The following is a 21,873-nucleotide window of genomic DNA, read 5'->3' on the forward strand; positions in this document are numbered from 1 at the left end:
TGGTGCGAGCGATTGCCCGCAGCGTCGATCAACCTGAATCGACGGAATGCTTCAACGTAATTCCATGCAACCCGGCGCGCTTTCGCGCAGCGTCGCATTCATCAATGCACTTTCTGAGCGTAACGCCAGGCAAGCTCCGCCATCGGCTTCGCGCGGCGCCCGGCATCGATCGCCTGCGCGCTTGCCGCGGTGCCGTCGACCACGCGTTTCATGATCCCTTGCAGGATCGCGGCGATACGGAACATGTTGTACGCGAGATAGAAGTTCCAGTCGCCCTGAATCTCGAAGCCGGTGCGCCTGCAATAGCGTTCGACATAGTCGGCTTCATCCGGAATGCCGAGCGCGGCCCAATCGAGTCCCGCGATGCCGCGAAACTGTGTTGGATCGACGTGCCACGCCATGCAGTGATACGCGAAGTCGGCGAGCGGATCACCGAGCGTCGACAGTTCCCAGTCGAGCACCGCGAGCACCTTCGGCTCGCTGGGGTGGAAGATCAGATTGTCGAGCCGGTAATCGCCGTGAACGACCGCGACGCGCTCGTTCGCCCCGGCCGGCATATGCTGCGGCAGCCAGTCGATCAGGCGCTGCATCGCGTCGATCGGCTCGGTTTCGGACGCGACGTACTGCTTGCTCCAGCGTCCGATCTGCCGGGCGAAATAGTTACCCGGTTTGCCGTAGCCGTCGAGGCCGGCGGCGCCTGCGTCGACGCCATGCAAGGCCGCGATCACGCGATTCATCTCGTCGTAGATCGCCGCGCGTTCGGTCGCCGTCATGCCGGGCAGGGATTGATCCCACAGCACGCGGCCCGCGACGAACTCCATCACATAAAACGCTCGGCCGATCACGCTTTCGTCCTCGCACAGCGCGAGCATGCGGGCGACCGGCACGCCGGTGCCGGCAAGCGCATGCATCACGCGATATTCGCGCTCCACCGCATGCGCGGACGGCAGTAGCTTCGCCGCCGGTCCGGGCTTCGCGCGCATCACGTACGCACGCGATGGCGTGACCAGTTTGAAGGTGGGATTGGACTGGCCGCCGGCAAACTGCTCGACGGTGAGCGGCCCGGCAAAACCATCGACATGCTGGGCGAGCCAGGCGGCGAGCGCGTCATGGTCGAAACGTTGCCGCTCGTTGACCGGGCGCGTGCCTTCGAACGCCGAGTAGTCGGTTTGGCGCGCGGGTTCGCCGGCGTGCGGGTCTTGGGCCATCTTGTCTCCTCCAGTTCGGGATCGACTACGGGGCATCTGCGCTTGTACCGAAAGACAACGCGGCGTCAGGACTATCGAACGATCGAAAGGCCGACGCCGCCCGCGCACTCACTTATAAACCGGCGCGCGCTTTTCGAGGAACGCGGAAATCCCTTCCAGACCGTCGCGATGATGCAGCGACGCGACGAAGCTGTCGCGCTCCGCGACCAGATGCGTGGCGAGCGTCTGCGAATTCGCCGCGCCGACCAGCCCCTTGATGCGCGCAACCGAGTTAGGCGAAATCTTGCCGATCTCGTCGGCCCATGCGACAGCGGCGTCGCGCACCGCGCCCGGTTTCGCCAGCCTGTTGACCACGCCGAGTTCATGCAGGCGCGCGGCGCCGATCGGCTTGCCTTCGATCAGCACCTCGGTGGCGAGCTGGCGCGGCAGCGCCTGGGCGAGGAACCACGAGCCGCCGCCGTCGGGCGTCAGGCCGACGCGTGCGTAGGACATCACGAACTTGGCGTCGTCGGCGGCGACGATCAGGTCGCAGGCGAGCGCGAGCGAAAAGCCGGCGCCGGCCGCGGCGCCATCGACGGCGGCGATCACCGGTTTCGACGACAGACGCAGCGCCGAAATCCACTCGCCGAGCAGATCGATGCTTTCAGCCTGCACCGAGGGATCTTTCGCGCGGTTTTCCAGCAGACGGTTCAGATTGCCGCCCGCGCAGAAAAAGTTGTCGGCGCCGTTGATCACGACGGCGCGAATCGACGGATCGCGCTCCACCGATTGCAGCGCCTCGATCCCGGCGGCGTACATGTCCGGATGCAGCGCGTTGCGCGCGCCCGGGTTCGACAGCGTGAGAATCAGCGTCGATTCGCTTTCGGTGGGGCGCGAGGTCAGCAGTTCGGCGCTCATGCGTGTGTCTCCGTTTGAATGTCGGCGGCGTCGCCTTGTGTGAGTGAGAGGCCCAGTTGGGCGCGCCGCGACAGCCACGGCGACGGGCGATAGCGCGGGTCGCCGAGGACCGCGAACATATTGCGCAGAATCGTGAGGATATGGGGTGCGCCGAGCGCGTCGCCAAGCGCGAGCGGTCCGCGCGGATAACCGAGGCCGAGCGTCACCGCGAGATCGATATCCGCGGGCGTGGCGATCTGCTTCTGCGCGATGTCGCAGCCGATGTTGACGATCGTCGCCACCACGCGTTGCGCGACGAAGCCGGTCGAATCGCGGATCACCGTGACCGGTACGCCGTCGGCGGCGAACAGCGCGTGCGCGGCGTCGCGCGCGGCGCGCGTGGTGGCGGGCGTGGTCATCAGCGTGCGGCGTGGCGCGGCGACGAGCGGGAAGAGGGCGTCGATCGCGACGGTGCGGCTGGCGTCGAGCGCTTCGTCGACCGCGGCCGTGGTTGCGTCGTGACCGAACGGCGTGACCACGATCAGCGAGCCGGAGGCGGGCGTCGCGTCGTCGTCGAGTTGTACGCCGGTTTTGGCGAGCAGTTGCACCACCGCGTCGCGGGCGTGCGGATAGCGCCGGCTGATCCACACGCTCGCTGGCAACGCAACGGCCGGCGCGGGCGCTTCGGCGGGAAGCTGCTGTTTGCCGTCTTCGTAGCGGTAAAAACCTTCGCCGGTCTTGCGGCCGATCAATCCGCCCGCGAGCCGCGTGCCGGTGACCGGCGACGGCGTGAAGCGCGGCTCTTCGTAGAACTGGTGGTAGATCGACTCCATCACCGGATGCGACACGTCGAGCGCGGTCAGATCGAGCAGCTCGAACGGGCCGAGGCGGAAGCCCGCCTGCTCGCGCATGATGCGGTCGATGTCGGCGAAACTCGCAACCCCCTCGCCGGCCACGCGCAGACCTTCGGTATTCATGCCGCGCCCGGCATGATTGACGATGAAGCCCGGCATGTCTTTCGCGCGCACCGGCGTGTGACCCATGCGGCGCGCGAGGTCCATCAGCGCGTCGCCCGCGGCGGGGTCGCCGCGCAAACCGTCGATCACTTCGACGACCTTCATCAACGGCACCGGGTTGAAGAAGTGAAAACCGGCCACGCGCGACGGATCGGTGCAGCCGGCGGCGATCGCGGTGATCGACAGCGACGAGGTGTTCGAGGCCAGCACGCAGCGCCCGCTCACCACCGTTTCGAGTTCGCGAAAGAGCGCCTGCTTCACATCGAGCTTTTCGACGATCGCCTCGACGACCAGATCGCAACCGGCCAGCTCGCCGATACCCTGCGCCCCGCTCACGTTGGCCAGCGCGGCGAGCGAGCGGGCCTGGTCGAGCTTGCCTTTGGCCGTCAGTTTCGCGAAGGTGTCCGCGAGGTAATCGCGCGCGGCGCCGACCGCCGCCGGGTTGGCGTCGTACAGACGCACCGTGAGCCCGGCCAGCGCGGCGATCTGCGCGATGCCGCGGCCCATGGCGCCGGTGCCGACAATGCCGATAGTCTCGATGCTGAAAGTGCGAGAGGTCATGGCGATGCTCGACTCCGTGGTTATTTTAGAATGGCACGTCCGTGCAATTTACCTGACGATGGCATGATGGCCGCCGCACGGAGGTTCCGGTGCACGGTCTCACACAATCGAACAAAGGAGAGTCCCGATGCTCAAGCTGTGCGGTTTTGCGCTGTCCAACTACTACAACAAGGTCAAGTTCGTGCTGCTCGAACACGGCATTCCGTTCGAGGAAGTCTTCGTGAAGCCGAGTCAGGACGATGCCGTGCTCGAGCATTCGCCGCTCGGCAAGGTGCCTTACCTGCAGACCGAGGACGGCGATCTGTGCGAGTCGCAGTGCATCGTCGAATATCTGGCCGCGCGCTATCCGGACAAGGCGATCTTCTCCGCCGATCCGTGGGCGGCGGCCAAGGAGCGCGAACTGATCACGTTCGTCGACGTGCATCTGGAATTGACCGCGCGCAATCTCTACAAGGAAGCGTTCTTCGGTGGCACGGTGACGAACGCGACCAAGGGGCGCGTCGAGAAACTGCTCGCGCATCACATCGCGGGTTTCAAGCGGATCGCGAAGTTCGCGCCGTATCTGGGTGGCGAGCGTTTCGGCGTCGCCGACATGGCGGGCTTCGTGAGCTTGCCGCTGGTGGGCATGACCACGCAAATCATCTACGGTCGCGATTTTCTGCTGGACGCGGGCGTCGACTGGAAAAGCTACGTGAAGACGATCGCCGCGCGCCCAGCCGCGCAGCGCGTGACCGACGACCGCAAGGCTTACGTTGCCGCGTCGCAGCCGACCTGATGCCGCGCGCGATGGCGGACAACATGGCGCTGTTCGCGGCATCGCGCGGGGCATGCTAGAGCCGCGCCAGCCGTTCGAGCGCGGTGGCCAGCGTACTTTCCTGCTTGGCGAAGCAGAAGCGCACCACGCCGGATTCATGCGCTTCGTGATAGAAGGCCGATACCGGAATGGCCGCCACGCCGATCTCGCCGGTTAGCCATTGCGCGAATTCGGCCTCGGGCAAGTCGCTGATCGCCGAGTAATCGACGCACTGGAAATACGTGCCCGTGCACGGCAGCAGCCTGAAGCGCGATTGCGCGAGGCGTGCGCGGAAGAAGTCGCGCTTGTGCTGATAGAACGCGGGCAGATCGAGATACGGCGCCGGGTCTTTCATGTAGTCGGCGAGGCCGATCTGCATCGGCGTATTGACCGTGAACACGTTGAACTGGTGGACCTTGCGGAACTCGGCGGTGAGCGCGGCGGGCGCGGCCACGTAGCCGACTTTCCAGCCCGTCACGTGATAGGTCTTGCCGAAACTCGATACCACGAAGCTGCGCCGCGCGAGTTCCGGATAGCGCGCCATGCTTTCGTGCGGCGCGCCGTCGAACACCATGTGCTCATACACCTCGTCGGAGAGAATCAGCACGTTGGTGCCGCGCACGATCTCTTCCAGCTTGCGCATGTCCTGCTCGCGCCAGACCGTGCCGGTCGGATTGTGCGGCGTGTTGATCATCAGCAGACGCGTTTTCGGCGTGATCGCGGCGGCGAGTCTGTCGAACGGGATCGCGTAGTCGGGTGCTTCGAGCGTGACGAACACCGGCTTGCCGCCGGCCAGTTCGATGGACGGCACGTAGCTGTCGTAGTTCGGCTCGATCACGATCACTTCGTCGCCCGGGTGGACCGTGGCCAGAATCGTGGTCAGCAGCGCCTGGGTGGCGCCGGCGGTGACGGTGATCTCGCTGTTCGCGTCGTAGCGGCGTCCGTACAGCGTGGCGATCTTGTCCGAAATCGCCTGACGCAGCGGCGCGGCGCCGGCCATCGGCGGGTATTGATTGTGGCCGTCGCGCATCGCGTTCGAGACCGCGTCGACAATGCGCGGATCGCAGCCGAAGTCCGGGAAGCCTTGCCCCAGGTTCACCGCGCCTTTCTCGGCGGCGAGCGCGCTCATCACCGTGAAAATGGTCGTGCCGACGTTCGGCAGGCGGGACGGAAACGAGGGCGTGGGCGTGTCGTGCGGTGCATTCATGGCGCGGTCCGGAGCGAGGTCGGGTGAAGAGGAGAATCGGTGGATGCGGGGTTCGCGGCGCAGACGGCTTCGACGAACGGCGCCGGCTGCGCGATCTGGAAACCGAAGTCGCGCGCGATCCGCTTCGCGAGTTTCAATACCGCGCGGTCTTTCGAGACGAGCCAGTCGGCCTGTGCCGCATGCGCGAGTTCGAGAAATTTCTGGTCGTCGCGGTCCTTGCATTTGGGCAAGGGCTTCGCGTCTTCGGCGGGCGCGGGCGGTTCGACGAGTTGCGCGAGCCGTTCGACGATCGCGAGCGCGGCCGCCTTGTCCACGTTCCGGTGCACGAACTGCGGATAGTCGAGCACGTAGGTCAGCTCGGCGAGACAGCGCGCGTCGATCAGCGCGGCGAGCGTGCCGCTTTCGAGCGCGGCGCGGATCGGCCGCGTATGCGGGTCGTCGAACACGAGAATATCGATCCACACGTTGGAATCGAGGACGACGCGCAAGGCGCCGTGTGAGGCATGAGAACCGGGCATTCGTTACAATCTGGCTTTCGTCTTTGACCGCCAGGCACGGCGTGCCTGCAAGCCTCTATGATAATCGTTCTGTCGCCGGCGAAATCGCTCGACTACGACACGCCTGCGCACATCAAGAAACACACCATCCCCGATTTTGTCGATGACGCGGCCGAATTGATCGGCGGATTGCGGCGTTTGTCGCCGCAGCAGATTGCCTCGCTGATGGATATCTCCGATCAACTCGCGCATCTGAATTTCCAGCGCTACGCCGACTGGTCGCCGAAGTTCGACACGCACAACGCCAAGCAGGCGGTGCTCGCGTTCAATGGCGACGTGTACGAGGGCTTCAACGCGAAGACCTTGTCGTCATCCGATCTGGATTATGCGCAGAACCATGTGCGCGTGCTCTCGGGCCTGTATGGTTTGCTGCGGCCGCTCGATCTGCTGCAACCGTACCGGCTAGAAATGGGAACGCGCTTCGTCAATCCGCGCGGCAAGGATCTGTACGCGTTCTGGGGTGAACGGATCACCCAGGCGCTGAACGCGCAACTGAAGAAGAACGCCGCCGCGTCGCGCGTGCTGGTGAATTGCGCGTCCACCGAATATTTCAAATCGGTCAAGCCGAAGCTGCTCGACGCGCCGGTCGTCACGCCCGTGTTCGAGGACTGGAAGGGCGGACGCTACAAGATCATCAGCTTCCACGCCAAGCGCGCGCGCGGGCTGATGGCACGCTACGCGGTGGAAAACCGCCTCGACCGGCCCGAGCAGCTGAAATCGTTCGACTCGGATGGCTATGGGTTCGACGCCGAGGCGTCGAACGACTCCACTTACGTATTTCGCCGCCGTATCGCCGACTAGGCAAACCCGGCGCGGCGCAACCAGGCAGGGAAGAACACGATGACGCTATCCATTACGAGCAACTTCGACGCGGGCGCGATCGACGTGCTGTCCTGCGAGAACGCGGGCAACATCCGTTTGCGCGTGCGTCCCGACACGCATGCCGACTTCGCGCAATGGTTTTATTTCCGCTTGTCCGGCGCGGCGGGCGAGCGCTGCGTGATGACGTTCGAGAATGCCGCCGAGTGCGCGTTCGCTGAAGGCTGGCGCGACTATCAGGCAGTCGCGAGCTACGACCGGGTGAACTGGTTTCGCGTGCCGACCTCGTACGACGGCCGCGTGCTGACGATCGATCACACGCCGGATTTCGACCGCATCTATTACGCGTACTTCGAGCCGTATAGCGAGGAACGTCATTCGGAGTTTCTCGGCGCGGTGCAGCAGTTGCCGCACGCCACGCTGACGGAGCTCGGCAAGACCGTCGAAGGGCGCCCCATGTCGCTGCTGACGCTCGGCACGCCGCCCACCGGCGACAAGCCGAAGAAGAACGTATGGCTGATCGCGCGCCAGCATCCGGGCGAGACGATGGCCGAGTGGTTCATCGAAGGGCTGGTCAAGCGTCTCGCGGGCTGGGGCGATTGGGCGGGCGATCCGGTCGCGCGCAAGCTCTACGACCATGTGGTGTTCCACATCGTGCCGAACATGAATCCGGATGGCAGTGTGCACGGCAATCTGCGCACCAATGCGACCGGCGCGAATCTGAATCGCGAATGGATGGAACCGGACGCCGAACGCAGTCCCGAAGTGCTGGTGGTGCGCGACGCGATTCACGCGATCGGCTGCGATCTGTTCTTCGATATTCACGGCGACGAGGCGTTGCCGTATGTGTTCGTGGCGGGCTCCGAGATGCTGCCGGGTTTCACGGAGCGGCAAGGGCGTGAGCAGAAGGCGTTCATCGAGGCGTTCAAGCATGCGAGTCCCGACTTCCAGGACAAGTATGGCTATGCCGCGAGCAAGTATCGCGAAGATGCGCTGAAGCTGGCGTCGAAGTACATCGGCAACGAATTCGGCTGCCTGTCGTTGACGCTCGAAATGCCGTTCAAGGACAACGCCAATCTGCCCGATGAACGCGTGGGCTGGAACGGCGAGCGTAGCGCGTCGCTGGGGGCGGCGATGCTGCAGGCGATCCTGCGGCACGTGGAGACGTTCGATTGAGCGGGTTCGGGCGGGGCTGATCTGCCCTGAGCGGAATGCCTCTTTGCTTTTTGCGACGCTGCTGTGTGCGTGTGCGTGTGCGCATGCGGACTTCGTGGCGCGACGGATTGCCGAGCGCCTGCGCGCCGCATGCGGTTGTTTTTTCTACTGGCTCTTCTTCTTCGCCGTGCTCTTTTTGGCGGTGGATTTGCCCGACGTCGCTTTCGACGTTTTACCCGAGCTCGCCTTGGACGATTTCGCGCTGCCTTTCTTCGTGCTCTTGCCGCTCGCCGTATGCTTGCCCTTCGCGCCCTTGTGTTTTCCCGCCACCGCGCGCGATCCCGAAGGCTCGCCGCTACGTGCGCGAGCTGGCGGCACCGGATCGTTCCAGCTGAACGCCAGCATCTGATTGCCGACGTAGCCGCAGCGGAATTTCAGATCGGACGGATCGCCGCTGCCGCCTTGCGGAATGCCGAGCCCTTCGACGATCACGATGTTCTCCACCTTGACGCGCTGCTTGCCCTCGTCGAACGAATCGTTCCACGGCGTGACGGAGGCGTGCGCGCTGTCGAAGGAGCTGGGTGGGAATTCGACGTGGTCGAAGGCGGTGGAGGTGCTGGCGACAAAATTGCCATGAGCGGCGCAGTCCGCGACGAGCGGATCCGCATGCATGTCATTGACAAATCTGTTGACGAGATCGTTGTGCTGTTCGAGTTGATCGGCGAATGCGGGCGCGGAGCAGATGAGCGAGAGACTCGCTGCAAGTGTCGCGAACCGGCCGACCAGCCGCAGCAATCGGCGCGGTACGTTGGTGCGATCCATCTAGTTCGTTAGACGCTAATGTGACATGAGGCACGTAAGATGCCCCGCGATAGGGTGGAGTTCAATCCTGACACAAATATTTTGCCGTCGAGCGCCGCTACGCGATCAGGTGCGAGGTCCGCCCAAACGATAGCGGCGCACGTCGTACGTGGTGACCCACGCGGGACGATAGACGGCGATCAATGCGGTCGACATACCCGTGAACCAGGCTTCGCCGGTGGCGAGCAACAGCACGCTGAACGCGTAACCGACAGGCACCACGGTCAGCGAGCCATCGGCGAGCGTGATGTGAATGCCAAGCGCCGCGGCGGCGGTCAGCGACACGACGATCGCCGGCGACACGAAACCCTGGCCGAAGATGAACATGAAGAGATTGCGCGGCAACCACCTGATGCTGGCCCGTTGCAGCAGCGTCGATATACCGACCGGCAACGCGCCATACACGAGGAACGTCAACGCGATGCCTTGCCAGGGTGCGTCGAAGACGACGGCCGCGAGCCCCGTGACGACCGCCATGGCGATCAGCGCGAGCGCCCAGTCGAACAATGTGACGACGAGCGTCGCGCCGAGCAGATGCATGACCGTGCCGTCGTCGAGCCACGCGTTGCTTGCCCACAGCACCGACACCGCGACGATGATCGCGAGCCAGACGTGCTGCAGGGTGCCGTCCTGAAGTCGTTTGAAAGGATTTTTCCACAGCGCGAGCGCGACCACTATCGCAGTGGCGATCCAGCCACCGACAGCGACCCAGAACGGAAGCGGTGTGTAGAGGAAACCCATGTATCTCATATTACTCGTTGGATGACAAAAGGTGTGAGCGGATTCCATGCCAGCGCGCGCGAACGCAATCGGGACGCATGTGTTCGCGGGCCGGCTCGCTCATCGTCGCGGCTCAGGCGTTCATGCGGAGCTGGGTGCCGGCAGGCTGGGTAGTGGTAGCGGCGGGTTGGCGGTCGGGTTCGGGTTCGGGTCCGGCGGCGGCGCGTCGCCGTATGGCGCAGCAGGTTCGGCGGCCATCGGCAGGGGAGCGGCAGTGTCGCTGGCGGGCAACGCATACTGGAAGCGCCGCCTCAGACGGCGCCGCAACGGCACGACGCTCGCCTGCCCCATGATCGGCCGCGCGCTGCCGTCGCGGCTATGGCGCAGCACTTCGAGCTGGCTCGACAGCCAGCCGTTGTACAGCGCGACCGCCGCCGCGCGATTCGGCGCGCCGAGTTGCTGGAATATGCTGGTCAAGTGAATCTTGACGGTGCCTTCGCTGATGCCGAGCGTGCGCGCGATCATCTTGTTGGTGCTGCCCATGTGAACGCAACGCATGATCTGCTCCTGGCGCGGCGACAGCACGCTGGACAATTTGGCGCGGCGCGGCGGCGGCGTCTTGACGTCGAACGGACGGATCACGAGATCCGGCGGCAGCGGCGGGTCCAGCGCCAGCGCGCCGGGCGGCACGTAATGGCCGCCCAGCAGCACCATTTCGAACGCGCGCACGATCAGGCACGGATCGGTTTCGCGCGCGACAACGCCGAGCACGCCTTCGTCCATCAGCGCGCGCACGTGGCTTGGCGAGATCTGATCGGTGAGTACCGCGATGCGCAGATCGGGATAGTGGCTGAGCAGATGGCGGGTATCGGCGACCGACATCCAGTCTTCCCAGTCGATCACGAGCAGATCGAGCCGTTGACGCTTGAGCGCGCGTTCGACCTGACGCCAGTCGTGCGCCTCGTGAAAGCGGGCGAGCCGGTCGATTTGCCGCAGCAGCACTTTGAGCCCATCGCGCCGTTCCGCGTCTGAGTTGAGAATCGAGAATCGCATGCATGTCTCCAGATGAATCGTGCGAGGTGGCGCGATGCGCGCACCCGGCAAACCGGCCGGGTGAACTGCGATGCGTCGCCGTGACTATGATGACAAATTCCCTTCAATTTGACGGCCTGTCCAAAAGGCATAGGAAGACTCAGGCAAAACTCAGACGACGTAAAAAAACCCCGCGCAGGGCGGGGTTCGTCGATCTCGTTGGCGGTCTGCCGTGGCGGCCGCGGTGGCGCGGAAGCGTCAGTGGAAGTGCGGCTGCGCGGGCTCCGCGTCTTCCGGCATTTCGGCATGGACGATTTCGCCGAGCGGATCCGCATAAAGCGGTACGCCGCAGTCGTCGCAATATTCAGGCTCGAAGCGTCCGGCATGGCGGCGCACATCGGTCACGCCGGTGTCCTTGAGCAGCGCGACGATTTCCTCGAGCGGATCGTCCGACGCGGCGGTTTCCTGCGGTTCCTCGTCGATGCCGGGCTCGCCGTTCTCGCGGCCGTAGAGCGGCCACACGACGCCGTAGATCACGTCGTTGCTGCCGCGGCGCGTGAAGCCGACGCGATACTCGTCGATACGACGCTCGCCGAAGCCCGCGACCACCGCGCGCAATTCCTGCGGCGCCGCGCCGATCGTGTCGAACAGATAACGCACGGCGGTGCGCACCGTGTGCGGACGTACGCGCTCATCGGCGTCGCGGCAGGCCGAGTAGTAGGCATCCGGCAGCAGGCATTCGAATTCGCAGCCCGGCAACACCAGCGACAGATTGGCGCCGCCTTGCGTGGTCCACTGTTCGAGACACTGACCACGCTCGATCCGGCTGCCGTGCTCCTCTTCCTGCCAGCGGAAGGTCGCCTCGCCGACCGGCGCCGCCACCACCGCCAGCAGGAAACGCGGGTCGGCCAGAATCGGCGAGGTTTCCGGCAGGTCGCCGAAATTGAGCTTGACGTTGCCGCCGCTCATTGCACCCTGCGCGAGCTGCTGCGCCAGACGCCACGTTTCGACGTGATGGCGCGGCAACTGGTCGATGCTGTACAGGAACGGCGCCATCGCGACGCGCGTGTTGGCCGCGAGCACGTGCGCCTGCAGATGCGCGCGCAGCGCGTCGGCGGCATCGGTCTTGAGCGGGCCGGACGGGATCATGTAGCGCGTCCACGCAAGCACGGGCGCCGCGATCAGCAGCGCTTCATAAGGCACGCCTTCGTGTTCGACGATGAACGACTCGCTGTGAGTTTCCGCCATATCGGCGAGCGCGCCGTAGGCATCGGGATGATTCTGCTGCAGATGATCGAGCGCGGCGTCCAGCGTGGTCTGGTTGGCATTGCGGACGATCCTGGCCAGCAGCGTGTCGAGCTTCGCTTCCCAGAAGCGGTCTTCGGTTCGGCTGCCCGACGCGAAAAGCGCGAGCGAGAGACCGACGAGCTTGTCGGCATCGGGGGGGAGACGTTTGGCGATTCGCGAGCGCATAAATCCGAGAGTTGGTGTGCACAGAACCTTATATTCTAGTCGTTTCCATGCCGCCATATCTTTTGACTGATTATGCGTGGCGAATATAGTCGTTTGCCGATCGGCAATCCGTTTGCCCGGCAGCGTGCAAAGCGCTTTGCCGATGGGCCTGGCCGGATGTTATAAGACGCCCCCGGAGGCAAGACTCGCTCCTATACTGATCGCTTTCAGCTGCTGGCTGACACGTGTGGGTTCATGCGTCGCCGTGGTCTGGCGCAACTGGAGATTCATTGTGAAATCGGACCAACTGATCGAACGTCTCGCCGCGGTATTCGCGTTGATTATTCTGGTGGGCGGATCGCTGCTGGTGCTCGCGCCTTTTACGACCGCGCTACTGTGGGGCGCCATTCTCAGTTATAGCTCGTGGGGCTTGTACCGGCGGTTGACCGCGGCTGTCGGCGGACGGCGCAAGTGGGCTGCCACGTTGATCGTGTTCATCATTCTGATCGTCGTGCTTGGGCCGTTCGTCTATGCGGGTTTTGCATTCGGTGCGCATGTGCATGAAATCGTCGCGCTGGTGCAGCGGCTTTTCGAGGCGGGGTTGCCGGATTTGCCGTCCTGGGTAAGCGGTTTGCCGCTGGTCGGTCCGAGTATCGAAACGTTCTGGGGGCATCTGACCAGCGGAAACTCCGAGTTGATCGCGCAATTGCATACACTCGCGGCGCCGGCCGGCAAATGGATTCTGGCCGCCGCGCTGGCGGTAACGCATGGGTTGGGGCTGCTCGCCTTGAGTATCGTGCTCGCGTTCTTCTTTTATACGGGGGGCGAGGGTGCCGCGGCCTGGTTGAATGCCGGCATGCGACGAATCGCCGGCGAGCGTGCCGACTATCTGCTGGCGCTGGCGGGCAGCACCGTGAAGGGCGTGGTGTACGGCATTCTGGGCACGGCGCTCGTGCAGGGGATTCTGGCTGGATTCGGCTGCTGGATTTCAGGCGTGCCGGCACCGGCGCTGTTGGGGCTCGCTACGTTCTTCCTCTCGGTCATTCCAGGTGGCCCGGTGGTCGTGTGGTTGCCCGCGGCGATCTGGCTGTATCACGGTGGCGCGACGGGTTGGGCGATCTTCCTGGTGGTCTGGGGCGTGCTGGTGGTCGGTATGTCCGACAACGTCATCAAACCGATCCTGATCGGCAAGAACAGCGACATGCCATTGATCCTCGTGATGCTCGGCATTCTGGGCGGCGCGTTTGCGTTCGGTTTCCTGGGCGTCTTCATCGGGCCAACGTTGCTGGCGGTCGCCTATACCGTTCTGCACGACTGGACGATCGGCGCACCGGCCGCCCGCGCGCTTGCGCCTGATGCGAAAGCACCGTTAGTCGACGAATCGGTGCATATAAAAAAGGCGCCTTGAATAAATTCCAGATAACGCTTGCAAGGCCCGTCCTGGGTCGCTAGAATCTCGCTCTTTCGTGCTCCGGACAGCGGGGCACGGAGAGCGGGAAAGCCAGTGATGGCAAGGCTTCCAGCGGTTTCGACAGGTTCAGTCAGTAACAAAAACCTGTTGACGGCGCAGCGGAAAGTCTTCATAATCTCGTTTCTCTGCTGCTGATGCAGCGACGCAGGAAGAAGTGGGCGGTGCAAGCCACCTGAATCTTTCCGCGAACGATCTTTAAAAATTAACAGCCGATAAGTGTGGGCGCTTGATGCGGAACGCGAGCCGGATTCTCCGGAGTCTGGCGTAAAGCAAAAGTATCAAGTCTCACACAGTAATGAAAGGAAGGTTTGACCGTCGAGAGATGGATCGAACAATTCGTCAGTACGTTGAGTGAGCGACCGGGTTCGAAAGAGCCCGAAAAACAGTAACAGGTTTGAACTGAAGAGTTTGATCCTGGCTCAGATTGAACGCTGGCGGCATGCCTTACACATGCAAGTCGAACGGCAGCACGGGAGCAATCCTGGTGGCGAGTGGCGAACGGGTGAGTAATACATCGGAACGTGTCCTGGAGTGGGGGATAGCCCGGCGAAAGCCGGATTAATACCGCATACGCTCTGTGGAGGAAAGGGGGGGATCTTCGGACCTCCCGCTCAAGGGGCGGCCGATGGCAGATTAGCTAGTTGGTGGGGTAAAGGCCTACCAAGGCGACGATCTGTAGCTGGTCTGAGAGGACGACCAGCCACACTGGGACTGAGACACGGCCCAGACTCCTACGGGAGGCAGCAGTGGGGAATTTTGGACAATGGGGGAAACCCTGATCCAGCAATGCCGCGTGTGTGAAGAAGGCCTTCGGGTTGTAAAGCACTTTTGTCCGGAAAGAAAACCATCGCCCTAATATGGTGGTGGGATGACGGTACCGGAAGAATAAGCACCGGCTAACTACGTGCCAGCAGCCGCGGTAATACGTAGGGTGCAAGCGTTAATCGGAATTACTGGGCGTAAAGCGTGCGCAGGCGGTTCGCTAAGACAGATGTGAAATCCCCGGGCTTAACCTGGGAACTGCATTTGTGACTGGCGGGCTAGAGTATGGCAGAGGGGGGTAGAATTCCACGTGTAGCAGTGAAATGCGTAGAGATGTGGAGGAATACCGATGGCGAAGGCAGCCCCCTGGGCCAATACTGACGCTCATGCACGAAAGCGTGGGGAGCAAACAGGATTAGATACCCTGGTAGTCCACGCCCTAAACGATGTCAACTAGTTGTCGGGTCTTCATTGACTTGGTAACGTAGCTAACGCGTGAAGTTGACCGCCTGGGGAGTACGGTCGCAAGATTAAAACTCAAAGGAATTGACGGGGACCCGCACAAGCGGTGGATGATGTGGATTAATTCGATGCAACGCGAAAAACCTTACCTACCCTTGACATGTATGGAACCCTGCTGAGAGGTGGGGGTGCCCGAAAGGGAGCCATAACACAGGTGCTGCATGGCTGTCGTCAGCTCGTGTCGTGAGATGTTGGGTTAAGTCCCGCAACGAGCGCAACCCTTGTCCCTAGTTGCTACGCAAGAGCACTCCAGGGAGACTGCCGGTGACAAACCGGAGGAAGGTGGGGATGACGTCAAGTCCTCATGGCCCTTATGGGTAGGGCTTCACACGTCATACAATGGTCGGAACAGAGGGTTGCCAAGCCGCGAGGTGGAGCCAATCCCAGAAAACCGATCGTAGTCCGGATCGCACTCTGCAACTCGAGTGCGTGAAGCTGGAATCGCTAGTAATCGCGGATCAGCATGCCGCGGTGAATACGTTCCCGGGTCTTGTACACACCGCCCGTCACACCATGGGAGTGGGTTTTACCAGAAGTGGCTAGTCTAACCGCAAGGAGGACGGTCACCACGGTAGGATTCATGACTGGGGTGAAGTCGTAACAAGGTAGCCGTATCGGAAGGTGCGGCTGGATCACCTCCTTTCTCGAGCTGACGTGTTCAACGTTGAGCGCTCACGCTTATCGGCTGTGAATTGCAGCAGTCTGGATGGACAATCCTCAGTGCGCAGTGTTCTGTGAAGAGCAGAGTACTTCGCATTGGCGATTGAGCCAGTCAGAGCGGGACGTGGTTATAGCAACCACGCGATCGGCTGTCGTTCTTTAACAATCAGGAAGAAGTAGTAAAGAGATTCACGAAAGCATACTTAGAGATGGGTGTGCGAGTAGGTGAATCAGGGTTGTGATTGTATCAATGTATGAAAAGGTGATCGAAAGATCGCCTTGGAATACGGCGCAACACGAATACTCAACCTGTAACGATGTGGCGAAGGCCGTGTTCCGAGTGAATGCGCCGAAGACACACCCGTTATAGGGTCAAGCGAACAAGTGCATGTGGTGGATGCCTTGGCGATCACAGGCGATGAAGGACGCGGTAGCCTGCGAAAAGCGGTGGGGAGCTGGCAAACGAGCTTTGATCCACCGATATCCGAATGGGGAAACCCACTCCTTATGGAGTATCCGTAGCTGAATACATAGGCTACGCGAAGCGAACGCGGTGAACTGAAACATCTAAGTAACCGCAGGAAAAGAAATCAACCGAGATTCCCAGAGTAGTGGCGAGCGAAATGGGACCAGCCTGTACTCTTTATCTTCATTGTTAGTCGAACGCTCTGGAAAGTGCGGCCATAGCAGGTGATAGCCCTGTAGACGAAAACAGCGAGGAAGAACTAGGTGTACGGAAAGTAGGGCGGGACACGTGAAATCCTGTCTGAAGATGGGGGGACCATCCTCCAAGGCTAAATACTCGTGATCGACCGATAGTGAACCAGTACCGTGAGGGAAAGGCGAAAAGAACCCCGGGAGGGGAGTGAAATAGATCCTGAAACCGCATGCATACAAACAGTCGGAGCCTCGTAAGGGGTGACGGCGTACCTTTTGTATAATGGGTCAGCGACTTACATTCAGTGGCAAGCTTAACCGATTAGGGCAGGCGTAGCGAAAGCGAGTCCGAACAGGGCGATTCAGTCGCTGGGTGTAGACCCGAAACCAGGTGATCTATCCATGGCCAGGATGAAGGTGCGGTAACACGTACTGGAGGTCCGAACCCACTAACGTTGAAAAGTTAGGGGATGAGCTGTGGATAGGGGTGAAAGGCTAAACAAACCTGGAAATAGCTGGTTCTCTCCGAAAACTATTTAGGTAGTGCCTCGTGTATCACCTTCGGGGGTAGAGCACTGTCATGGTTGTGGGGTCCATTGCGGATTACTACGCCATAGCAAACTCCGAATACCGAAGAGTGCAATCACGGGAGACAGACATCGGGTGCTAACGTCCGGTGTCAAGAGGGAAACAACCCAGACCGCCAGCTAAGGTCCCCAAATATGGCTAAGTGGGAAACGAAGTGGGAAGGCTAAAACAGTCAGGAGGTTGGCTTAGAAGCAGCCATCCTTTAAAGAAAGCGTAATAGCTCACTGATCGAGTCGTCCTGCGCGGAAGATGTAACGGGGCTAAGCCATATACCGAAGCTGCGGATGCACATTTATGTGCATGGTAGGAGAGCGTTCCGTAAGCCTGCGAAGGTGCATTGAAAAGTGCGCTGGAGGTATCGGAAGTGCGAATGCTGACATGAGTAGCGATAAAGGGGGTGAAAGGCCCCCTCGCCGTAAGCCCAAGGTTTCCTACGCAACGTTCATCGGCGTAGGGTGAGTCGGCCCCTAAGGCGAGGCAGAAATGCGTAGCTGATGGGAAGCAGGTTAATATTCCTGCACCATTGTTAGATGCGATGGGGGGACGGATCGCGGAAGGTTGTCCGGGTGTTGGAAGTCCCGGTCCTTGCATTGGAGAAGGCGCTTTGGCAAATCCGGGCGCGGAATTCAAGGGTGCGAGGCCAGTGATCTAGGTCACGAAGCAATCGGAAGTGGTTCCAGGAAAAGCCTCTAAGCTTCAGTCTAACAAGACCGTACCGCAAACCGACACAGGTGGGCGAGATGAGTATTCTAAGGCGCTTGAGAGAACTCGGGAGAAGGAACTCGGCAAATTGGTACCGTAACTTCGGGATAAGGTACGCCCCTGTAGCTTGATGCGCCTGCGCGCAGAGGGTGAAGGGGTTGCAATAAACTGGTGGCTGCGACTGTTTAATAAAAACACAGCACTCTGCAAACACGAAAGTGGACGTATAGGGTGTGACGCCTGCCCGGTGCCGGAAGATTAAATGATGGGGTGCAAGCTCTTGATTGAAGTCCCGGTAAACGGCGGCCGTAACTATAACGGTCCTAAGGTAGCGAAATTCCTTGTCGGGTAAGTTCCGACCTGCACGAATGGCGTAACGATGGCCACACTGTCTCCTCCCGAGACTCAGCGAAGTTGAAGTGTTTGTGATGATGCAATCTCCCCGCGGCTAGACGGAAAGACCCCATGAACCTTTACTGTAGCTTTGCATTGGACTTTGAACCGGTCTGTGTAGGATAGGTGGGAGGCTTTGAAGCTGGAACGCTAGTTTCAGTGGAGCCGACCTTGAAATACCACCCTGGCTTGTTTGAGGTTCTAACCTTGGTCCGTAATCCGGATCGGGGACAGTGCATGGTAGGCAGTTTGACTGGGGCGGTCTCCTCCCAAAGTGTAACGGAGGAGTACGAAGGTACGCTAGGTACGGTCGGAAATCGTGCTGATAGTGCAATGGCATAAGCGTGCTTAACTGCGAGACCGACAAGTCGAGCAGGTGCGAAAGCAGGTCATAGTGATCCGGTGGTTCTGTATGGAAGGGCCATCGCTCAACGGATAAAAGGTACTCTGGGGATAACAGGCTGATACCGCCCAAGAGTTCATATCGACGGCGGTGTTTGGCACCTCGATGTCGGCTCATCTCATCCTGGGGCTGTAGCCGGTCCCAAGGGTATGGCTGTTCGCCATTTAAAGAGGTACGTGAGCTGGGTTTAAAACGTCGTGAGACAGTTTGGTCCCTATCTGCCGTGGGCGCTGGATATTTGAAGGGGGCTGCTCCTAGTACGAGAGGACCGGAGTGGACGAACCTCTGGTGTACCGGTTGTCACGCCAGTGGCATCGCCGGGTAGCTATGTTCGGAAGAGATAACCGCTGAAAGCATCTAAGCGGGAAACTCGCCTTAAGATGAGATATCCCCGGGGCTTCGAGCCCCTTGAAGGGTCGTTCAAGACCAGGACGTTGATAGGTCAGGTGTGTAAGCGCAGTAATGTGCTCAGCTAACTGATACTAATTGCCCGTAAGGCTTGATCCTATAACAGGTGTGTGTCGGCAGCCGTTAGTGCTTCAGCACTTATGGATGCCCCACCCTGCGCTACGCGCAGGGTCTTATGCAGACCACACACAGGTTGAGATCAGTGTTGTGCCAGATAAAACAACACAACCCCCGCCACTGATGTCACATCATCAGAAACTACTTCTTCCGGATTGGTCGTGATGCCCCAAAAGGCGCCACGGCAACAAGTCATGCCTGATGACCATAGCGAGTCGGTACCACCCCTTCCCATCCCGAACAGGACCGTGAAACGACTCCACGCCGATGATAGTGCGGATTGCCCGTGTGAAAGTAGGTAATCGTCAGGCTCCCCAGCAGCACACTGCAGCAAACAGAAACCCCACCTACAACGGTGGGGTTTCTGCGTTTACGCGCCTGAAAGCACGACTTCAGAATGTAGTCAGGGGGTATCCGTTCTCACGCGACGACGGCAACCATTACCGGCCCCTGGCGACGCAGAGAACAACGCGACCACCTCCAGCGTCGAGCCCCGGTTGCAGAAAACCTCCGCCCTCACGGCCCCGGGCCCCCGATCCACAGTCTCTCGGCATAACCGGTCAATTCCAGATACGCCCGTCCCACATCCGCGCCATTCCGGCTTACGCGTACCGCTCCCTCCAAGTACACCACACCCTCCCAGTACACGCGCACCAGTCGATTGCCGCGAGTCGAGTTCCTGATCATTCATTCGTCACGCGCGAATCGAAGCCTGTCAGATCGAACAAGCGGTTAAAAAGAGCCAGATTGCGATCGACCGTTTAAGTGTAAAGTGCTGTATGCATATACAGTATTCGATCGCACTAAATGTCAGCCGCTGCTATCCATACCGAAGATATCCACCCATCGCTTTGGCGAGCTTCTCAGCTCGCGGGTGGGGGGGAGCGTACGGTGGATACAGGCTACCCCGTGCTGTCGACGGAATTGCCAGGCGGTGGCTGGCCGGTTGGCGTACTGGTCGATCTGCTGGTTCAGCAAGCAGGCGTCGGCGAAATGCGGCTTTTGCGGCCTGCGCTCAGTGCGTTAACTGCTCGGCCGGTCGCGTTGCTCCAGCCACCTCATATCCCAGACGGACTAGGGTTGGCCTACATAGGGCTGTCGCTCGATCGTCTGTTGCAAATCAAGACGGCTGGATCGGCCGACGCGTTTTGGTCCGCTGAACAGATTCTGCGAGCAGGAAGCTGTGATGCGCTCATTCTCTGGGCACAACACGCGAAAGCGTCATCGCTACGGCGTTTGCATCTGGCCGCCCAGTCATCCGGGACGCTGTTTGTCATGGTGCGGCCATTGACGGCGGCTCAAGATTCCTCGCCGGCCGTACTGCGACTGGCGCTGAGACCAGCGGCAGATGGCCTGATGGTCGAGATCGTGAAACGACGAGGTCCAACACGCGCAGAACCTCTGTCGATTTCTCTTCAACCCACTCCAGTTCTGTTTTCCCACCATGCGCGTCTTCCTCGCCGTCTACCTGCCGAAGTTGTCTCTCGAAGTCTTCCGGCCCAAGTGGTTGTCTGAACTGGCGCACGGTAGCGTGGTATTCGAGAAAGACAAGGTCGTCATCGCGGACCGCGCGGCACGGGTGGCCGGCGTACAGCCGGGCATGAAGCGCGGTGGAGTGATGACGCTATCGCCCGAAACCGTCTTGTACGAGCGCGATCTCGCACGCGAGACCGCGGCGCAATGCGAAGTCGGCATGTCGTTGATGAAGTTTTCGCCCAATGTCGCGCTGCTCGACGAGGCCACGATCATCGTCGAAGTCGGCGCAAGCCTGCGGCTTTTCGGCGGCCTGTTGTCGCTTTGCCGGCAGGTGAGGGCGCTGCTTGCCACGGTCGGCCTGACCGCGAACCTCAGCGCAGCCCCAACCGGCCAGGGCGCGTGGCTATTGGCGAAGCAGTACGCGAGTCGATCGGGTGTGCAGCGTGTATTGAAACTGGCTTCGCTAGAACGCGCGCTGTTGTCGTTGCCCATGTTCGCGGTGCCCGAAATTCGCCTGTTCGCGGACCTGTTTGATGGACTGGGTTGCAAGACGATCGCCGACGTACGCCGTCTGCCACGCGCCGGACTGCAGCGCCGCTGCGGCGAGCATCTGCTGGATTCGCTGGATCGCGCTTTTGGCACCGCGCCTGAACTGTACGACTGGCTCGAACTTCCCCCCACTTTTTCCGCGCATATCGAGTTGCCGGACCGTCTCGAACACGCGGACGGGGCATTGTTCGCCGCGCATCGTCTGATCGTGCAGCTCTGTGGCTGGCTTTGCGCGAAGCAGTTGGCGGTATCCGCAATCAGGCTGTCCATCGAACACGAACGGGGCAGGCAGGCCATTGCGCCCACGGTGATCGACATCGCGCTTGCTGAGCCTGCGTGGCGCGAAGAGCATTTGCTACGTCTTCTGAAAGAGCGACTGCATCGCGTGGAGCTTGCGGCGCCGGCCATTGCGTTGCGCCTTGATTCAGCGAAAGTCGATCCGGTCGAACCGGTTTCGGACAATCTGTTTCCCGAGCCCGGCGGAACGCCCGAGGATCTCGCTCGCTTGATCGAACTCTTGATTGCGCGTGTTGGAGACGAAAACGTGCTGCGTCCCGCACCGATCGCGGATTACCGTCCCGAGATCGCCAACCGCTGGGTGCCGGTCAGTCAGGCCACGAAGAAGATCAGGCTGCCCGACAGCCTGCCGAGGCCGACGTGGATGCTGGCCACGCCTGTGCGTCTGCTGATGCGTCGACATCGGCCGTTTTACGGTTCGCCGCTGCGGATAATGTCGCCGGCCGAGCGCATCGAAGCCGGCTGGTTCGACGGCGAACTCGTCACGCGCGATTACTTCGTCGCGCAGGCCGACGACCGCAGTTGCTACTGGATCTATCGCGAGAGGATCAGCAGCCGCGATGTCGAGGAAGAGCCGCGCTGGTTTCTTCACGGTCTGTTCGGATGACGCG

15 protein-coding genes, 3 rRNA genes and 1 pseudogene are annotated in these 21,873 nt (G+C 61.2%); 9 read left to right on the plus strand and 10 right to left on the minus strand.

What is annotated here, in order from left to right; genetic code table 11:
- Positions 1 to 101: 101 nt before the first annotated feature.
- From LFL96_RS05865 to LFL96_RS05875, 3 genes are all read right to left on the minus strand, one after another.
- On the minus strand, positions 102 to 1,208 hold the full coding sequence (locus LFL96_RS05865) for a phosphotransferase (protein ID WP_280999101.1): 1,107 nt from the start codon (positions 1,206 to 1,208) through the stop codon (positions 102 to 104).
- 108 nt (positions 1,209 to 1,316) lie between these two features.
- Entirely contained in the window at positions 1,317 to 2,105 is a 789-nt protein-coding gene (locus LFL96_RS05870) for an enoyl-CoA hydratase (protein WP_280999103.1), read from the minus strand.
- Positions 2,102 to 3,661 carry a 3-hydroxyacyl-CoA dehydrogenase gene (locus LFL96_RS05875; protein WP_280999105.1) on the minus strand — a complete coding sequence of 520 codons (1,560 nt, stop codon included), beginning with the start codon at positions 3,659 to 3,661 and terminating at the stop codon, positions 2,102 to 2,104. Before LFL96_RS05875 ends, LFL96_RS05870 begins: the two co-directional genes overlap by 4 nt.
- Before the next feature lie 127 nt (positions 3,662 to 3,788).
- On the opposite strand from LFL96_RS05875, the gene LFL96_RS05880 reads away from it, so the two are divergent.
- Positions 3,789 to 4,436: a glutathione S-transferase gene (locus tag LFL96_RS05880; RefSeq protein WP_280999107.1), complete on the plus strand. Its 648-nt coding sequence runs from the start codon at positions 3,789 to 3,791 to the stop codon at positions 4,434 to 4,436.
- A 55-nt stretch (positions 4,437 to 4,491) separates the two neighbouring features.
- On the opposite strand, the gene LFL96_RS05885 is transcribed toward LFL96_RS05880, so the two are convergent.
- Complete coding sequence (locus LFL96_RS05885) at positions 4,492 to 5,661, minus strand: pyridoxal phosphate-dependent aminotransferase (protein ID WP_280999109.1); 1,170 nt, start codon at positions 5,659 to 5,661, stop codon at positions 4,492 to 4,494.
- Positions 5,658 to 6,179, minus strand: coding sequence for a putative toxin-antitoxin system toxin component, PIN family (locus LFL96_RS05890; protein WP_280999111.1), 522 nt, complete (start codon positions 6,177 to 6,179; stop codon positions 5,658 to 5,660). Before LFL96_RS05890 ends, LFL96_RS05885 begins: the two co-directional genes overlap by 4 nt.
- A gap of 57 nt (positions 6,180 to 6,236) precedes the next feature.
- Here LFL96_RS05890 and yaaA point away from each other — a divergent pair, with 57 nt between their 5' ends.
- Entirely contained in the window at positions 6,237 to 7,019 is a 783-nt protein-coding gene (gene yaaA, locus LFL96_RS05895; protein ID WP_280999113.1) for a peroxide stress protein YaaA, read from the plus strand.
- Between the two features lie 39 nt (positions 7,020 to 7,058).
- On the plus strand, positions 7,059 to 8,213 hold the full coding sequence (locus LFL96_RS05900) for a M14-type cytosolic carboxypeptidase (protein ID WP_280999115.1): 1,155 nt from the start codon (positions 7,059 to 7,061) through the stop codon (positions 8,211 to 8,213).
- Between the two features lie 144 nt (positions 8,214 to 8,357).
- Here LFL96_RS05900 and LFL96_RS05905 read toward each other — a convergent pair whose 3' ends face one another.
- The 4 genes from LFL96_RS05905 to LFL96_RS05920 all read right to left on the minus strand — a co-directional run bounded on the left by LFL96_RS05905 (position 8,358) and on the right by LFL96_RS05920 (position 12,278).
- Positions 8,358 to 9,014 carry a hypothetical protein gene (locus LFL96_RS05905; RefSeq protein ID WP_280999117.1) on the minus strand — a complete coding sequence of 219 codons (657 nt, stop codon included), beginning with the start codon at positions 9,012 to 9,014 and terminating at the stop codon, positions 8,358 to 8,360.
- Positions 9,015 to 9,119: 105 nt separating this feature from the next.
- Positions 9,120 to 9,794 carry an energy-coupling factor ABC transporter permease gene (locus tag LFL96_RS05910; protein ID WP_281000584.1) on the minus strand — a complete coding sequence of 225 codons (675 nt, stop codon included), beginning with the start codon at positions 9,792 to 9,794 and terminating at the stop codon, positions 9,120 to 9,122.
- A gap of 120 nt (positions 9,795 to 9,914) precedes the next feature.
- Positions 9,915 to 10,826: a response regulator transcription factor gene (locus tag LFL96_RS05915; protein WP_280999119.1), complete on the minus strand. Its 912-nt coding sequence runs from the start codon at positions 10,824 to 10,826 to the stop codon at positions 9,915 to 9,917.
- 237 nt (positions 10,827 to 11,063) lie between these two features.
- Positions 11,064 to 12,278: a DUF2863 family protein gene (locus LFL96_RS05920; RefSeq protein WP_280999121.1), complete on the minus strand. Its 1,215-nt coding sequence runs from the start codon at positions 12,276 to 12,278 to the stop codon at positions 11,064 to 11,066.
- A 271-nt stretch (positions 12,279 to 12,549) separates the two neighbouring features.
- Here LFL96_RS05920 and LFL96_RS05925 point away from each other — a divergent pair, with 271 nt between their 5' ends.
- From LFL96_RS05925 to rrf, 4 genes are all read left to right on the plus strand, one after another.
- Positions 12,550 to 13,665 carry an AI-2E family transporter gene (locus LFL96_RS05925; protein ID WP_280999123.1) on the plus strand — a complete coding sequence of 372 codons (1,116 nt, stop codon included), beginning with the start codon at positions 12,550 to 12,552 and terminating at the stop codon, positions 13,663 to 13,665.
- A gap of 459 nt (positions 13,666 to 14,124) precedes the next feature.
- Positions 14,125 to 15,655: ribosomal RNA gene (locus LFL96_RS05930) — 16S ribosomal RNA — on the plus strand.
- Between the two features lie 387 nt (positions 15,656 to 16,042).
- Positions 16,043 to 18,922, plus strand: a 23S ribosomal RNA gene (locus LFL96_RS05935).
- Positions 18,923 to 19,137: 215 nt separating this feature from the next.
- Positions 19,138 to 19,251 (plus strand): 5S ribosomal RNA (gene rrf / locus LFL96_RS05940).
- The 16S, 23S and 5S rRNA genes sit together here, the layout of an rRNA operon.
- 205 nt (positions 19,252 to 19,456) lie before the next feature.
- On the opposite strand, the pseudogene LFL96_RS05945 reads toward rrf, so the two are convergent.
- Positions 19,457 to 19,631 (minus strand): annotated as a pseudogene (locus LFL96_RS05945) (lipocalin family protein); the annotation flags it as partial.
- A gap of 116 nt (positions 19,632 to 19,747) precedes the next feature.
- Between LFL96_RS05945 and imuA the strand changes: the two are divergent.
- Both imuA and LFL96_RS05955 read left to right on the plus strand, forming a co-directional pair.
- Entirely contained in the window at positions 19,748 to 20,455 is a 708-nt protein-coding gene (imuA, locus tag LFL96_RS05950; protein ID WP_280999124.1) for a translesion DNA synthesis-associated protein ImuA, read from the plus strand.
- Positions 20,385 to 21,869 (plus strand): DNA polymerase Y family protein, encoded by a 1,485-nt coding sequence (locus LFL96_RS05955; protein ID WP_280999126.1) that lies wholly within the window; start codon positions 20,385 to 20,387, stop codon positions 21,867 to 21,869. Before imuA ends, LFL96_RS05955 begins: the two co-directional genes overlap by 71 nt.
- Positions 21,870 to 21,873: the final 4 nt, after the last annotated feature.

It is taken from the genome of Paraburkholderia sp. D15, from assembly GCF_029910215.1.
In the GTDB taxonomy this organism is placed as follows: domain Bacteria; phylum Pseudomonadota; class Gammaproteobacteria; order Burkholderiales; family Burkholderiaceae; genus Paraburkholderia.

Excerpts from the sequence above, each read along its gene's own strand:
- LFL96_RS05865 (WP_280999101.1), bottom strand. The coding sequence starts at position 1,208 with ATGGCCCAAGACCCGCACGCCGGCGAACCCGCGCGCCAAACCGACTAC.
- LFL96_RS05870 (WP_280999103.1), bottom strand. The coding sequence starts at position 2,105 with ATGAGCGCCGAACTGCTGACCTCGCGCCCCACCGAAAGCGAATCGACG.
- LFL96_RS05875 (WP_280999105.1), bottom strand. The coding sequence starts at position 3,661 with ATGACCTCTCGCACTTTCAGCATCGAGACTATCGGCATTGTCGGCACC.
- LFL96_RS05880 (WP_280999107.1), top strand. The coding sequence starts at position 3,789 with ATGCTCAAGCTGTGCGGTTTTGCGCTGTCCAACTACTACAACAAGGTC.
- LFL96_RS05885 (WP_280999109.1), bottom strand. The coding sequence starts at position 5,661 with ATGAATGCACCGCACGACACGCCCACGCCCTCGTTTCCGTCCCGCCTG.
- LFL96_RS05890 (WP_280999111.1), bottom strand. The coding sequence starts at position 6,179 with ATGCCCGGTTCTCATGCCTCACACGGCGCCTTGCGCGTCGTCCTCGAT.
- yaaA (WP_280999113.1), top strand. The coding sequence starts at position 6,237 with ATGATAATCGTTCTGTCGCCGGCGAAATCGCTCGACTACGACACGCCT.
- LFL96_RS05900 (WP_280999115.1), top strand. The coding sequence starts at position 7,059 with ATGACGCTATCCATTACGAGCAACTTCGACGCGGGCGCGATCGACGTG.
- LFL96_RS05905 (WP_280999117.1), bottom strand. The coding sequence starts at position 9,014 with ATGGATCGCACCAACGTACCGCGCCGATTGCTGCGGCTGGTCGGCCGG.
- LFL96_RS05910 (WP_281000584.1), bottom strand. The coding sequence starts at position 9,794 with ATGGGTTTCCTCTACACACCGCTTCCGTTCTGGGTCGCTGTCGGTGGC.
- LFL96_RS05915 (WP_280999119.1), bottom strand. The coding sequence starts at position 10,826 with ATGCGATTCTCGATTCTCAACTCAGACGCGGAACGGCGCGATGGGCTC.
- LFL96_RS05920 (WP_280999121.1), bottom strand. The coding sequence starts at position 12,278 with ATGCGCTCGCGAATCGCCAAACGTCTCCCCCCCGATGCCGACAAGCTC.
- imuA (WP_280999124.1), top strand. The coding sequence starts at position 19,748 with ATGTCAGCCGCTGCTATCCATACCGAAGATATCCACCCATCGCTTTGG.
- LFL96_RS05955 (WP_280999126.1), top strand. The coding sequence starts at position 20,385 with ATGCGCGTCTTCCTCGCCGTCTACCTGCCGAAGTTGTCTCTCGAAGTC.